The sequence below is a fragment of the Acidovorax sp. BLS4 genome (assembly GCF_032929295.1).
In the GTDB taxonomy this organism is placed as follows: Bacteria; Pseudomonadota; Gammaproteobacteria; order Burkholderiales; family Burkholderiaceae_C; genus Paracidovorax.
Genome location: NZ_CP136797.1, coordinates 4722807 through 4738339, shown reverse-complemented (window position 1 = coordinate 4738339; position 15533 = coordinate 4722807). Strand labels below are relative to the sequence as shown.

Sequence of the window (15533 nt, the reverse complement as noted above, 5' to 3'; positions counted from 1 at the left end):
CCGCGCCGTGCCGGCATGCCGCGGCCGCGGCCCGCCGCGTGAACAATGCAGGGGTTGCTGCGTCTCCGTCCTATGTCCCCCGTGATGCCGATGCTGCAACCCCTGTTCCCTGGCGCGCTGGCGGCGCACGGCGACGGCCTGCAGTGCGCTGCGGTGCCGCCGCCTGGCGCCTTGCAACTGGCCGCGCTGCTGGGCACGCCCGGCGGCCTGAGCGATGTGCTGCACCGCCAGGCGCGGCACCGGGGCGCGGGCCTGCACGACCTGCGGGCCGTGGCCTCCGTGTGGACGCTGGACTACCTGGACCGGCTGCTGCCACCGATGGTGGCTGCGGCCAGCGTGCTGCAGCACACCTTCCCGGCCGGCGCACAGGACATCTGGCTGCGGCTGGATGCGCACGGCACCGTGCAGAGCTTTCACATCGTCGCCGCGGGCCGCCCCATGCGAGGCACCGCCACGGCCGAGCGCTACGCGGCCCTGCTCTGGCAACACCTCGCGCCGCTGTTTGCCCAGCTGACCGAACTGACGCGGGTGGCCCCGAAGATCCTCTGGGGCAACACGGCACGGCGCCTGGACCTCATCCTGGCGCAGGCCGTGGCACGGGTGGGCCCCGGCACGCCCGTGGCGGCCGACCGCGACTTCCTGCTGGAGCGCGCGCAATGGCCCGAGGGCAGCAATCCGATGCACGGCCCGCAGCGCGAGGTGCCGCGCGGCGAGACGGCCGCCCCGCTGCGGCTGCACCGGCAATGCTGCCTGTACTACCTGCTGCCCGGTGAAAGCCATTGCGGCGCGTGCCCGCTGGCGCCGCAGCACCGCAGGGCGGCCGAAGCGCCGAGCGCCTGACCATGCGCGGCGCCACAGCCCACCGCAGCCGCCCGCGCCGGTGCATGAACGAACGTGCAAAGCCGGTGCGCGGGCACAGCGGTGAACAGATGGCAGCGCCGTTCGTCTTCCCGACAGGGAGCCCGGGAACGGCTGCATCCCAGGCTGCACCGCGCCCAGGCACCGGCACGCCGGCACACCCCGATCGACGCCATCGGTTCATCCACTCTTGACTGGACTCACTTCGCTCATGCCCAAGGCAAAACTCGCATATGTCCTCTCCCTGCGCAACGCGGCGGCCGACCAGGCCGGCCGGCACGTGGCCTACAAAGGGGGCCAGCGCTACATGAAGTCTCCGCTGGAATCCCTGGCCGAGGCACTGGACCAGACGCCGCTGGGCGATGCCTATTCCCTGGAAGGCATCGTGTTCGACGACGATCCGCAATCCCCGCGGGACCAGGCCGCACTGCAGGACTACGGCTTCTCCTGCGACCCCGCGCGGCCCTGGATCTTTCCCCACGGCCTGCGCACGCAGGGCCGGCCGCTCAAGGACCTGATGCACTCGGTGCCCTCCACTTACCGCCGGCTGCCGCGCGATTCGGCGCAGCGGGTGCCGGGCAAGCAGGCGTTCGAGCGCCAGTTGCGCGAGCAGCTGGACGCGCTGCAGGCCGACATCGTGGTGCTCGACGGCCTGCTGGTGATCCTGGACGACCTGGCGCGGCCGGGCAATCCGTACTGGCGCCGCATCGCCAATATCCACCCGGGCATCACGCGGCCCGGCTCCCCATACCAGCGCCGCGGCGCCTACGCCACGCTCGATGCGCTGCACGGCGCGCGGGGGGAGAAGGTCATCGACTGGACCACGCGCGCCACCGTGCCCGTGCCGCCCGTGTCGATGACGGGCGCCTCCTTCCACTATGTGGACCAGGGCATCGACTCGGGCGAGGTGATCTTCGACGTGCTCGCCACGCCCATCGCCCCGGACGACACCATCTTGGAAATGCGCTGGAACAACTTCCAGCAAAGCCTGTTTCCCGCGCTGCACCAGGGGCTGGCGCTGCTGGCCGAAACACCCTCCCTCACCACACAGGAGTTGACATCCCATGCCTGCCATTCATGACCTCATCGGGATCGGCTTCGGCCCGTCCAACGTCGCCCTGGCCATCGCGCTGGAGGAAAAGCGCCATGCCAGCCGGCCCCTGGACGCCCTGTTCATCGAACGGCAGCCGGCCTTCGCCTGGCACCCGCACATGCTGCTGGACCAGTCGCACATGCAGATCTCGTTCCTGAAGGACCTGGCCACGCTGCGCAACCCGACCAGCCGGTTCACCTTTATCAACTACCTGCATGAGAAGGGCCGCCTGCCGGACTTCATCAACCTCAAGAGCTTCTACCCGAGCCGCCGCGAATTCAACGACTATCTGAGCTGGGCGGCGGAGCAATTCGAGGACCACTGCATCTATGGCGAGGACGTCTTCGAAGTGCTGCCCGAGCGGCAGCACACCAGTGGCACCGCGTCGCACGCGCCGCAGGCGGCGCCTGTCTCCCACCTGCGCGTGCGCTCGCGCAACCGGGCCGGCACGGTGACCGAACGGCTGGCGCGCAACCTGGTGGTGGGCGTGGGCGGCACGGCCAACATTCCGCCCGCCTTCCAGCCCTTCAGGGCCGACCCGCGCGTCTTCCACTCCAGCACCTACCTGCAGGGCATGGCATCGCATGGCGCGGCGCGCAAGATCGCGGTGGTGGGCGCGGGGCAGAGCGCGGCAGAGATCTTCATGGACCTGCAGGGCCGGCCCGGCGCGCCGCAGGTGGACCTGATCATGCGGGCCCGCTCGATCCGGCCCTCGGACGACAGCCCGTTCGTGAACGAGATCTTCAACGTGGAGTTCACCGACTACATGTACAGCCGGCCGCCGTCGGAACGCTCGGCGCTGCTGGAGGAGTTCTGGCACACCAACTATGCGGTGGCCGACATGGAACTGATCCAGCAGATCTTCAAGCTCTTCTACGAACAGAAGGTCGCAGGCGGCGAGCGGCTGCGCTTTCTGCGGCGCCAGGAGGTCGGCGCGGTGCGGGCCGATGCAGCCGGCATCCACCTGGCGCTGGCGGACCAGGACAGCGGCCAGCAGAGCACCGTGCGCTACGACGCCGTGGTGCTGGCCACGGGCTATGCGCGGGCGCAGCACAAGGACCTGCTCCAGCCCCTGGCGCCCTACCTGGGCGACCTGCAGGTCGATCGGCACTACCGCGTGCAGACCCCGCCGGACTTCCAGCCGGCCATCTACCTGCAAGGGGCCTGCGAAAGCTCGCACGGTTTGAGCGACACGCTGCTGTCGGTCACGTCGGTGCGCACCGGGGAGATCGGCAACGCCCTGCTGGCCGCCACACCGGCCGCCGCGGCACGTTCCCGCGGGGCGATGGAGCCGACCCCCGCCTGAACCGGCGCGCAGGCCGAAGGCCCAGGAAGGATGAGGCGGGGAGCCCAACCATCGCCAGATCGGGCGCTGTGGGACCCGACCCCGATCCGGGGATCAGGTGCCACGGCGCCCTGCATGAGCCACGCCGTCCAGTGGCCATGAAGCGGAGCAATGCAACCCCTTCATGCCCCAGGCCGCGGCGCCGGCTCCACTGTTATCGCTCAGACTCCAACGCGAAATTCCACCGATCCGTCTTTTCTACCCCTTCAGAGTCAGGGTCCTCACCCGCCAGGGCCCATACGGGGAAAAGCAGTCCTGCGATCAGGAGGGCCAGAATTCGTTTCATCAATGACTCCTTGGTTGATGGACGGGTAGTGCCTTCAAGTGGCGTTGCGCTTCACTTTGCGACCTTCCAGACTTCCGCATTTTGCAGCCTTCAGATCGCCTGACAAAGGCTCAGTCGACCCCATGCTATGATTCAAATGCGAACTATTCGCATTGAACCCAGGCCATCGCATTCTGCAGCGCCCTCCGTGCACCGGCGGCGCGAACGGATCGGCAGCCCGCCGCGTGGCGGTGCCTGGGGTCCGATCATTGGCATTTGCGGGAAACGGCCTCATGCGCGATCTGATCCATGAACTGGTGACCCACTACGGGGACTTGCGCCGGCACCTGACGTACGAGCTCAGGGACCCGCACTATGCGGCCGACATCGCGCAATCGAGCTTCGAGCGGGTGTATGCCCAGGCCGTGGCCGCCAAGGGATCAGCGGCGCGCGAATCGGCAGCGCCGTCTTCGCTGCCCACCGTCGAATCGCCCCGCGCCCTGCTGTTCCGGGTGGCACGCAACCTGTGCATCGACGATTACCGCAAGCGCAAGGTCGCCCAGGACTGGGCCAGCCAGCACGCGGGCGACGAGCGCCACGGGGCGGTGCCATCGTCCGAGTACTTCGCCGCGCAGCGCCAGGTGCTGCGCCGGCTGGTGGAAGCGATCGAGCGGCTGCCGCCCCGGCGCCGCGAGGTCTTCCTGCTGTTCAGGGCCTATGGCCACACGCGCACCGAAATCGCCGAGCGCCTGGGCATCACCGAAATGGCGGTGGCCAAGCACATGGTGCGCGCCACGGTCGATTGTTCGCGCGTGTTCGCCGAATTGCGCGCGAGCCTGATCGAACACCAGAGCCCATCCGGCCGCGCAGGCTTCGAGGCCACCCTGGCCGAAGATTTTTCCTGAGTCCCGCATGTCCCTGACCGCCGCGCCGCGCGAGCGCCTGATCGAGCACGCCATCGCACTCATCGTGCAGGCCGATGTCGCGCCCGAGCCGGCCGCGCAGGACGCACGCGCCACGCTGGCCCAGTGGCGCCAGCGCTCGGGCGAGCACGAGGCCGCGGCGCAGGAGGCGCGCCGGCGCTGGGAGGCGATCGGCAGCGCCTCGACCGAACTGCGTGCGCATTTCAGCGACCCGGCCGCGGGCACTGCGTCGCCCAATGCCCGGCGCATGCCGCGGCGCCTGCTGCTGTCCGCCGCCGCATTGATAGGCACCGGGCTGCTGGCCGGACGCGGCGTGCAGTGGCTCTGGCAGCAGCCGGTGTTCACTGCCGCCTACGCCACACGCACTGCGCAGGTGCTGAAGGTGTCGCTGGCCGACGGGCAGGACGGCGCCCCGGGCAGCCGGCTGGACCTGTCGCCCCGGAGCGCGATCGACGTGGCGCTGTACCGGCAGCACCGCAGCGTGCGGATGGCCCAGGGCGAGATCCGCTTCGAAGTGGCCCGCGATGTGGACCGCCCGTTCGTGGTGCTGGCCCGTGGCGCGCGCATCGAGGTGGTGGGCACCGTGTTCACGGTGCGCGACCGGGGCGGCCCCGTCACCGTGGGGGTGGAGCGCGGGCACGTGCGCGTGCAGCCGCTGACGGCCCATCCGGGCAACGACCCGATTGCAGGGGGCGAAGCGATCGACCTGCACCCCGGCGAGCTGCTGGCCCTCCAGGACGGCCGGGCCGGGCCGGTGCGCCCTGTGGACCCGGCCCAGCTGTCGGCCTGGCGGGAAGGCTGGCTGGTGTTCAGGAACGAACCGCTGCGCGATGCACTGGCCACGGTCAACGCCTACCGCGCCCAGCCGATCAGGCTGGCCGATGTGCGCCTGGGCGATCTGCGCCTGTCCAGCCGGTTCCGCGCGGGCGATTCCGCGGCCTTGCTGGCCGCGCTCCCCACGATCCTGCCCCTGACCGTGCATGTCCAGGCGGACGGCGGCGTCGAACTGCGCGCCCGCTGACACCCTGGGGCAGCGCCCCGACAAAGAAACCAGACGCGGGCTGTCTCCGTTCTGCCCGCTCGAACGTCATGGGAACAAAGCACAAGCCACGCCCGACTGCGGGCCAGTGCGCCTGGACCGCGATGGACCGCTGCCTTGTCGTTCGATTTACCTGGAGTTTCAGAAAGCCATGCATTCCTTTCCCCGTCAGTCCCTCCTGGGTGCGGCGCTCGCCGCCGCGTTCGGAACCCTTCTCGCCGGCTGGAGCCCTGCGGCCCTGGCCCAGGTACCGCAAGCCGTGGCACCGCAGGCCTTCGACGTGAAGGTGCCCGCCCAGCCGCTGGCCAGCGCGCTGGCCGAGCTGTCACGCCAGACCGGGGTGCCGGTGTTCGCGTCCGGCGACCTGGTGGGCGGGGCCGAGTCCCGCCCGGTCTCGGGCCGCCTGACGGTGGAGCAGGCCCTGCAGTCCATGCTGGCCGGCAGCGCGCTGGAAGCCGGCAGCGCCGCCAGCGGGGGCTACACCATTCGCCGCGCCAGCCGGCAGGCCGCCAGCGGCACCTTGTCCACCGTGGTGGTGAAGGCGGGCGCCGACACCGAGCGTCCCGACGGCCCGGTGAACGGCTACGTGGCCCAGCGCAGCAGAACCGCCACGAAGACGGACACCGCCCTGCTGGAGACGCCCCAGTCGATCTCGGTGATCGGGCGCACCGAGATGGATGCGCGCGGTTCGCTGGAGCTGATGGACATCGTGGCCCAGACGCCTGGCGTCTCGGTGGCAACGTACGGGCCGGACAACCGCGGCTGGGAATACATTTCGCTGCGCGGTTTTCCGGGCAACACCAGCAGCTACCGTGACGGGCTGCCGCAGACGCAGTTCGGCGTGGTCTACCGCATGACCGAGCCCTACGGGCTGGAGCGCGTGGAAGTGCTGCGCGGCCCCTCTTCGGTGCTCTTCGGCCAGGGCGATGCCGGCGGCGTCATCAACCGCGTGAGCAAGACCCCCAGCGCCGACGCCACGCGCGAGATCGAGGTGCAGTACGGCAGCTTCGACCGCAAGCAACTGGCCTTCGATGTGGGTGGCGCCCTGAGCGAAGGCAGCGACCTGAGCTTCCGCTTGGTGGGCGTGGGCCTGGACAGCAACGACCAGGACCGCTACCCGAACGGCGACCGCATCAACCGCACACACCTGTACCTCGCGCCGTCGCTGCGCTGGCAGCCGAGCGCCGCCACCTCGTTCACGCTGCTGGGCGAATTCCTCAAGGACAAATCGGGCGAAGACCCGTACTACGCCAATTTCTTCGGGCCCGACGGCACTCTGCGGCACGTGAAATACGGGGACCCGTCCTTCAGCCGCTTCCAGCAGGACCAGTCTTCACTGGGCTACCAGTTCGAGCATGCATTGAACAACGGCTGGACGGTGCGCCAGAACGCCCGGTACACCGACATCGCCCTGGAGCGCAACGCGCTGTGGGCGGATACGGTGCTGGCGGACGGGCACACCATTTCCCGCAGCACGCGCTCCTGGGACGACGGGCTCAAGCAAGGCTCCCTGGACACGCAGTTGCAGGGCTCGGTGCGCACGGGCGAGGCGCAGCACACGCTGCTCTTCGGCCTGGACTGGAACCACCTCGAAGGCACGGCACTGCGCTTTCGGGGCGTCGGCCCCAACCTGGACCTGCTCAATCCCGTGTACGGCATGGCCGTGCCCACACCGCGCACGCCCATGGCCGATTTCACGCAGAAGATGGACCAGATCGGCCTGTACGCACAGGACCAGATCCGCTTCGGCGACCGCTGGGTGGCCACGCTGGGCGGGCGCCAGGACCATGTGAAGACCACCACCGACAACCGTCTGAGCGCCCAGCGCACCACGCAGAGCGACGATGCCTTCAGCGGCCGCATCGGGTTGAACTACCTGCTGGGCGGCGGCTGGTCGCCTTATGCCAGCTATGCCGAATCGTTCCTGCCCACCAGTGGCGTGGACATCAACAACAACCCGTTCAAGCCGAGCCGGGGCAAGCAGGTGGAGGTGGGTATCAAGTACCAGCCCGAGGGCGGCAAGACCCTGTTCACCGCGGCGCTGTTCGACCTGCGCAAGACCAACGTGGTCACCTACGACAGCATCACGTCGGACGCCCGGCAGATCGGCAAGCAGCGCTCGCGCGGGCTGGAGCTGGAGGCCAAGACCGAGCTGATGCGCGGGCTCAGCGCCACCGCATCGTTCACGGTGCTGAATCTCAAGGTGCTGGAGAGCGCCGACACGAGCGAGTTGGGCAAGATCCCGGCCACGATCCCCAAGCAGACCGCATCGCTCTGGCTGGACTACGCGATCGGCGGTGGCTTCGGCGTGGGCGCGGGCGTGAACTACGTGGGCGAGCGCCAGAACGACGAGGCGAACACCACGGCCGAGGGCGGCTTCACCTTGCTCAATGCCGCGCTGCGTTACGACCAGGGCCCCTGGCGCTTCGCACTGAACGCGACGAACCTGCTGGACCGCAAGTACAACACCATCTGCTACCACCGCGAGTGCTACATGGGGCGTGAGCGCACGCTGACGGCCACCGCTAAGTACCGCTGGTAAATCCCGGCGGCGTGCAGCCGCCCCCCTGGCCTTGGGGGCGGCGCTGTGTTTTAGACCCGCCGCGTTGGCGTTTGCATCGCGGGCCCGGTGGCCCGCATCGCCTGGCGGCAGGCCCGCAGCAGATCGCCGTGCTGGATGATCTGACGGTGGCTCGCACCGATCGATGCGCCCGTGCGCAGGCGTCCACCCAGCTGGTCCGCCAGTGCCGTCACCTCCTGCGGGGGCCGGTCCTCGCGCCACCAGACATCGGGCACGGCCTGAAGCTCTGGCAGTGGAGGCAGCTTCATGATCGCGGCATCGAGCCGACGATAGGCCATGAATTTCTCCACCATGCCCCCCTGGCCCGGATCGATGCCCAACTGCGCCACCAGCGCATTGGCAGCCTGTGTGGTGTGGTGCACTGAGTCCACGCAGGCCATGTCCGCCGTGCCGAGCACCTGCAGCACCTGGTCGATGGCGCCGGCATCCACCCAGTCCGCCAGGAAGGTGCGGGCCTCTTCGCGCCAGTCGTAAGGAACGATGCCGCCGTGCATCACGAAGCTATCCACCATGCCGAGGAACGCCACTTCGCGCCCTTCGGCTTCGAGCAGGTGTGCCATGTAGACCGCTTCGGTCGCGCCCAGCGACCAGCCAAGCAGCGCCACCGGCCCCTGCGGACAGACGTTGCGCACCAGATCCACGTGGTAGGCGGCCAGCGCCTCGATGGCGTCGATGCGCGACAGGTCGGTGCAGCACAGGCCATATACCGGGCGGTCCTTGCCCAGTTCGTCCGCCAGGGGCTGGTAGTCCAGCACGTTCCGCAACGCCGGCGCGATGCAGAACAGCGGCATCGCCGAGGTGTTCGCCCCTGCCGCCAGGCGCTGGATGGGCCGCAGCGGAGCGCTCGCGCCCGGGGCTTCTTGCAGCAACTGCGCGATGGTCTGCTTTTGCATCAGGTCCTGCAGCGAAAAGGCGTGCTCCGCCGCCAGGCTCTGGTTCATGCGGGCGAGCAGCTTCAGCGCCACGATGGAGTCGCCCCCGATTTCGAAGAAGTTGTCATGGCGCCCCACGCGCTCCAGCCCCAGCACCTGCCCCCAGATCTGCGCCAGCGCCTGCTCCACCTCCCCCCGCGGCGCCTCGTACTCCCGCGCCCTTAGGCCTTCTTGCTCCCCCGCCCCCTCCATCCCCATCTGCCCCAGCGCCTTGCGGTCCACCTTGCCGTTGCCGTTCAGCGGCAACCCCTCGGCCACCACCACCACCGCCCCCGGCACCATGTACTCCGGCAGCCCCTGCCCCAGCCGCCCTCTCAGCGCCCCGAGCTCGATCGCCTGCCCCGCCTGCGGCGACACGTACGCCACCAGCCTCGCACCGCTGTCGCGCTCCTGCACCAGCACCACCGCCTCCCTCACCTCGGGCTGCGCCAGCAACTGCGCCTCGATCTCCCCCAACTCGATCCGGAACCCCCGGATCTTCACCTGATGGTCGATGCGCCCCAGGTATTCCAGCTCCCCGCCCGCGCTCCAGCGCACCCGGTCCCCCGTGCGGTACAGCCGCTGTCCCCCCTCCGCAGCGATGAAGCGCTGCGCGGTGAGCGCCGCCTGCCCCAGGTACCCCCGCGCCAGCCCCTCGCCCGCCACGTACAGCTCGCCCGGCAGTCCGATGGGCACGGGCTGCAGCGAGCTGTCCAGCACGCGCAGCCCCAGGTCCGGGATGGCCACGCCCACGGGGCTGCGCGCCGCATCCAGGTCGGCCCGCGTCACGGGCCGGTAGGTGACGTGCACGGTGGTCTCGGTGATCCCGTACATGTTGATGAGCCTCGGCCGGGCATCGCCCCAGTGCTCGATCCATTTCCTGAGCCGCTGCGGCTCCAGGGCCTCGCCCCCGAAGATGACCCAGCGCAGCGCCAGCCCACTCTCGTAGGCCTCTTGCTGCTCCATGAGCTGACCGAAGGCCGAGGGGGTCTGGTTGAGCACGGTGACCTGCTGCTCGCGCAGCAGCTGCACGAAGTCCTGCGGCGAGCGGCTGACCCAGTACGGCACGATGACCAGCCGCCCCCCGGTGCACAGGGCCCCGAAGATCTCCCACACGGAGAAGTCGAAGGCGTAGGAGTGAAACAGCGTCCAGGTGTCCTCGGGCCCGAAGTGGAACCACGGCTGGGTGGCATCCAGCAGCCGCGTGGCGTTGCGGTGGCTCAGCTGCGCGCCCTTGGGCCGCCCGGTGGAGCCGGAGGTGTAGATGACGTAGGCCAGCCCCTCGGGGTGCACGGCGATGCCGGGGTTACCCCCAGCCTCGCCCTGCCAATCCAGGGTGTCCAGCTCCACGGTAGGCAGGCCTTCGGCCCAGGCGAGCGATCCGCGCAAGGCGCTGTGGGTGAGCACCAGGGCCACGGCGCTGTCCTGCGCCATGTAGGCCAGGCGATCGGCTGGGTACTGCGGGTCCAGGGGCACGTAGGCCCCCCCGGCCTTGAGGATGGCGAGCATGCCAACGACCGTCTCCAGGCCCCGCTCCAGCGCCAGGCCCACCCGGACCTCGGGGCCCACGCCGCGACCGATGAGGTGGTGGGCCAGTTGGTTGGCCTGGCGGTTGAGCTCTCCGTAGCTCAGCTGCCGATCGCCCAGCACCAGGGCAACGGCATCCGGCCGCGCCCGCGCATGGCGCTCTATCCGCGCGTGCAGGGAACCCTCCCCCACCGGCTCAGCCACCCTCCCTCGCTCTCCCCAACCCTGCAGCCGCTCTCTCTCACGGACATCCAACAGGTCCAGCTCTCCCAGCAGCCCATCGGGATGGTCCGCCAGGGCCTCCAGTACCCGCATAAAGCCTGCACGCAGCCGCTGTGCCGTGTCCGGGCCGAACAGGTCGGTGTTGTATTCGAGCCGGGCATGGATCTGACCGGCATCCAGAACCGCGTTGAGCGACAGGTCCACCTTGGCGCCGGCCGGGCCGGCATCGATGAACTCCGCGCGCGCTCCGTGCAAGTCCAGCACCAGCGAAGGGTCGGCCACCTGCCAGCTGAACATCACCTGGAACAGCGGGTTGCGTCCGCCTTCCCGGGCCGCTTTGCGGCTGGCCAGCAAGGCTTCGAGTGGCAGATCGGCATGCTCCAGCGCGGCCAGGGCATCGGCCCGGACCTGGCGACAAATCTGGCGCAGCGTCTGCTGCGGCGACAGCCGGGCGCGGAAAACCTGCGTGTTGACGAAAAAGCCCAGCAGATCGCGGAGCGATTCGCGGTGCCGCCCGGCATTGGGCACGCCCACCCCGAAATCGGTCTGCCCGCTGTAGCGGCACAGCAGCATCTGCCAGGCGGCCAACAACACCATGAAGGGGGTGCAACGCTCGGCGCGGCACAGCCTCAGGAGGCGCTCGCACAGCGCCGGTTCCAGCGTGAAGTTCAGCGATTCGCCGCGAAAGCTCTGCCCCTCCGACCGGATCCCATCCAGGGGCAGTTCCAGCGCCGGAACGTGCGGGCCCAGATGGGCGTTCCAGTGGTCCAGCTGGCGCGCAAAACCACCGCTGTCCAGCTGTGCCCGCTGCCAGACGGCGAAGTCACCATACTGCAGGCGCAGCGCTGGCAGGTGCACCGGGCCCGGGCTTCGCAGGGCTTGCCCATAGGCCATTCCCAAGTCGCGCGCCAGGATGGGATTGGAAGCCGCGTCCGTCACGATGTGGTGCAGGCAGACACCGAGCAGATGCTGTTGATCGCCCAGTTTCACGAGGCGCGCCACCAGCGCAGGCGCACGACCCAATTCGAAAACATGCGATGCCAGTCCACTGACCAGCTCGGCCACGACGGCGTCGGCCGGCTCGGCCGCACGGTCGGTCGCATCGATGCACTCGAGTTGGAACGGCACCTGCGGCCGCACCGTCTGCCAAGGCACGCCGTCCCGTTCGATGAAGGCTGTGCGCAGGATCGCATGCCTGGCCAGCACGGCCTGGAAGGCGCGCTCCAGGGCGTCGGCATCGAGCGGGCCGTCGATTTTCAGCACCCGGGGCAGGTTGTACGCCGTCATGCCGGGCACGAGGCACTGGAGGAACCTCAGTTGCTCCTGCGCGTACGACAGGGGAATGTCGTCGCCCGCGCGAGTGCACGGAACGATGTCGCCATCCTCCACGTCCTGCAAAGGCAGGATGCGAAGCGCCTGCGGGACGGCGGCGCGGGACGGGGCAGCGGTTGCGATGGAATCCATGGTGTCTTCGTTTTTCAGGCGGTGGGGACTCATGCGTGAACCGTCGCGGGTGCGTCGGCCCCTTCGCCGCGGTGCGGCTCGGCCTGCGGGGCCGCGGCACCTGCCGCGCGCTGCGCCTGGGCCCGCTGCTCCAGCTGAGCGGCCTGGTCGCCTTCGCCCTGCCGCAGTGCCGCCGCCAGCGCTGAGATGCTGGGGTGGTCGAACACCAGGCCCGGTGCCACCTCCAGCTGCAGCAGCTTGCGGATGCGCGCCACCAGCTTGATCACGAGCAGCGAATGCGCACCCAGGTCGAAGAAATCGTCGTCCACGCCGATGGCATCTCTTTGCAAAAGCTGCGCCATGGCCTCGGCCAGCAAGTACTCCAGGGCATCGCGCGGTGGCCGGGACGGGATGCCGTCGCCTCCACTGGCGGCCAGGGCCTCCAGCGCAACCCGATCGATCTTGCCGTTGGGAAGCCGGGGAAACTGCGCCAGGACCACGCAGCGCGCGGGAACCATGGCCGAAGGCAAGCGGGCGGCCACATGGTCCCGCAAGGCGGCCGCCATGGCCAGCGCCGCAGGGCCGCTGGCCACGGCGCATGCCACCAGTTCCGGCGCACCGCCATCGCCCGGCCGCGCGAACACCGTGGCCTGTGCCACGTTCGGGTGCGACAGCAACGCGGCCTCCACCTCGGCGGGCTCAACGCGAAAGCCCCGGATCTTGATCTGGTGGTCGGCACGCCCCGCCAGCCGGATGCCACCGCCGGGCAGTCGCCAGGCCAGGTCGCCGGTGCGGTACAGGCGCTCGCCCGGATTGAAGGGGTCGTCGATGAACGCGTCGCTGCCCGCCTCGCGGTGCAGGTAACCGCGGCACAGCTGCGCGCCCCCGATGAAGAGCATGCCCCGCCCCCCCTGCGGAACCATCTGCAGGTGTTCGTCGAGCACATGGACGCGGTTGTTGGCCAGCACGCGGGTGAGCGGCAAGGTGCCTCCACCTGGCGTAGCGCCGGATCCATGGGCATGCACCATCACGCCCACGGTGGCCTCGGTCGGGCCGTAGTGGTTGTAGATGCGGCAGTGTGGTGCCAGGCGCGCGATGCGCTCCAGCAGGGCGCTGGGCGTGGCCTCTCCGCCGAGCACCAAGGTGCGCGGCAGCACCGGCGCTTCGTGCTCGAGCAGCGCTTCCAGGTGCGACGGGACCATCTTGATCGCATCGATCTGGCGCTGCGCCATGAAGGCCGCGAACGCCTGCGCATCTTCGACCTCGTTTTGCTCGGCAATGACCAGGCAGGCGCCGTTGAACAGCGCTCCGAACAAAGCGGTGTTGCCCAGGTCCGCCACCACCGAGCTGGTCAGCGCCCAGCGCCGGCACCGCCCCAGGTCCATCGCCTGCGTGGCACTGGCCACGTAATTGAGCAACTGCGCTTGCCCGATCACCACGCCTTTGGGCTGCCCGGTCGATCCGGAGGTGTAGAGCACGTAGGCGAGATCGGCCATTTGCGGCGCGCGTTGCCAACCTGTTTCGGAGGGCACCGCGCTTTGCAGATCGGTCAGATGGATGTCGCGCCAGGATGATGGGACTGGCGTGGGCGACTCCACACCCAACTCCGTTGCGCGAAGGACGTACGCTGGCCGGGCATGCGCCAGCACGGCTTCGCGACGCGCGGCCGGCCACTCGGGCTCCAGGGGCAGGTAACCCGCACCCACGCGCCAAACCGCGAGCATGGCGACCACCAGATCGAGCGACCGGGGCAGCTCGATGGCGAGCACTCCGCCCGCAGTCAGCCCGTGGACGTGCAGGGCTTGCGCCATGCGGTCCACGCGTGATTGAAGCTCACGGTAGTTCAGGCGCTCCGCACCCGCCTCGATGGCTGGGGCATCCGGCGTCAGTGTGGCCCAGCGTGCGATGTGCTCGCCCACCGTGAGCGGCCCGGCATCCAGCAACGCATCGTTCAGCGACATCAGAAGCGCGCGCTCCTGCGAACCGACCAGGGGAAGGCGGGCCACCGGCCTTTGGGGTTGTGCCACCGCCGCGGCGAGCAGCGTGGTGAATTGCATCAGCAGTGCCTGAGCGGCAGCCTCGCTGCAGCGGCCTTCCGCGGCGTGGATTGCCAGCGAGCCAGGCACCCCGGCGGACCAGTGCGCATCCAGCACCAATTCGAAGCAAGGCAAGGGCGCAGGCAAGGCCTCGACCTGCCAGACAGTGCCCTCCACCGCATGCCGGGCGGGCGCGTGGCGGGTCAGGAATCCCCAGCGCGCAAGCCCTGGCAGCGCAGGTGCGTCGATGGGGCAGAACTCCTGAGCCTGCGCATGCGCATCGAGCGTCGCGCCCAACCGGCGGAGCCAATCCCCAAACCCTTCGGTGGGGGCAATGTCCACCACCACCGGCAACACCTTGCTGAACGCGCCCACGCTGCCTTGCATGACGTCGTAGTCGTCCCGGCAATCGTTCTGCCATCCGACCACGAACCGGCGCTCCTCAGCCAACCGCGAGAGCAGCAGCCACCACACGGCCTGCAGCAGCGTGTGCACCTGCGTTCCTGCCGAATCGGCCGCAGCTTGGACCTGGGCCGCGAGCACCGGTTCGACCGCCTGCGCATGCCGCAGCGCCAGGCGCCTCCCTGACACGGCCGCTGGGCCATCCATCAAGGCATCCAGACGAGGCGCTGGCAAGGCATCGCTGCCTTCCACGTGATTGCGCCAATAGGTTTGTCCCTGCCGGGCATCGTCACCCTCCTGCAGGTCCTGCCGCCATTCCACGAACTGGGCATATTGGAAGGGCTCATCGCCCCCGTGCGGGGAGTCGCCACCATAGGCACGCACGACCTGATCGAGCAACGCCACCAGGCTGCCCTGGTCCGCGGCCAGCGCGTTCGCGGCGATCACGAGCCTGTGTTGCGCGTCCGCCGTCCGCGCCAGTCCCACGCGCAGCACCGCCGCACGCGACGGGTCCAGCGGAAGGGCGGACACCCCTTGCCACCAGTCTTCCAGGGCGGTGACGGATGCAGGCGCGGCGCGCTCGGCGGCCGGCGCGCGCAGGTCACCGGCGTGCCAGTCCAGCGCAGGCAGCGATTCCAATGGCTGCTGCCGCAGCCCGCGATACCCCGGCACGGCCCGCAGTGCCGTGGACAGGGCGCCGTGCGAACGCAGGGCAGACTCCACGGCGGCGCGCAGCCGCTGCGGATCCAGGGGGCCTTCGATGCAGGTCCGGATCTCCAGGGTCAGCGACGCTGCTCCAGGGTCCTCGTCAGCCATCGACAGCATGGCTCGCTGCTCAGGGCTGAGCGCGAAAGTGGTTTCAGCGAGATCAGTGAGGGTGGACATCAT

Annotated in this window: 8 protein-coding genes; 6 read left to right on the top strand and 2 right to left on the bottom strand. The window is 69.4% G+C overall.

The genetic code is table 11. The features are described 5' to 3' along the window. The first annotated feature begins 72 nt into the window (after positions 1-72). The 6 genes from fhuF (at position 73) to R1Z03_RS21805 (ending at position 8065) form a co-directional block, all read left to right on the top strand. A complete protein-coding gene (gene fhuF / locus R1Z03_RS21830; RefSeq protein WP_317355094.1) occupies positions 73-840 on the top strand; it encodes a siderophore-iron reductase FhuF in 768 nt (255 codons plus the stop codon). Positions 841-1069: 229 nt separating this feature from the next. Then, positions 1070-1939, top strand: a complete 870-nt coding sequence (locus tag R1Z03_RS21825) for a formyltransferase family protein (RefSeq protein ID WP_284429172.1) — start codon at positions 1070-1072, stop codon at positions 1937-1939. After that, positions 1923-3257, top strand: coding sequence for a lysine N(6)-hydroxylase/L-ornithine N(5)-oxygenase family protein (locus R1Z03_RS21820; protein ID WP_317355089.1), 1335 nt, complete (start codon positions 1923-1925; stop codon positions 3255-3257). The genes R1Z03_RS21825 and R1Z03_RS21820 overlap by 17 nt, the downstream gene beginning before the upstream one ends. A gap of 597 nt (positions 3258-3854) precedes the next feature. Further along, positions 3855-4466, top strand: a complete 612-nt coding sequence (locus R1Z03_RS21815) for an RNA polymerase sigma factor (protein WP_317355086.1) — start codon at positions 3855-3857, stop codon at positions 4464-4466. A 7-nt stretch (positions 4467-4473) separates the two neighbouring features. Next, positions 4474-5505, top strand: a complete 1032-nt coding sequence (locus R1Z03_RS21810) for a FecR domain-containing protein (protein WP_317355083.1) — start codon at positions 4474-4476, stop codon at positions 5503-5505. 169 nt (positions 5506-5674) lie between these two features. After that, the gene (locus R1Z03_RS21805) at positions 5675-8065 is read left to right on the top strand and encodes a TonB-dependent siderophore receptor (protein ID WP_317355080.1); all 2391 of its coding nucleotides are present in this window, start codon (positions 5675-5677) and stop codon (positions 8063-8065) included. Between the two features lie 50 nt (positions 8066-8115). Here R1Z03_RS21805 and R1Z03_RS21800 read toward each other — a convergent pair whose 3' ends face one another. Together R1Z03_RS21800 and R1Z03_RS21795 are read right to left on the bottom strand one after the other, a co-directional pair. Further along, positions 8116-12228, bottom strand: a complete 4113-nt coding sequence (locus R1Z03_RS21800) for an amino acid adenylation domain-containing protein (RefSeq protein WP_317355077.1) — start codon at positions 12226-12228, stop codon at positions 8116-8118. Between the two features lie 29 nt (positions 12229-12257). Further along, positions 12258-15533 (bottom strand): amino acid adenylation domain-containing protein, encoded by a 3276-nt coding sequence (locus R1Z03_RS21795; RefSeq protein WP_317355074.1) that lies wholly within the window; start codon positions 15531-15533, stop codon positions 12258-12260.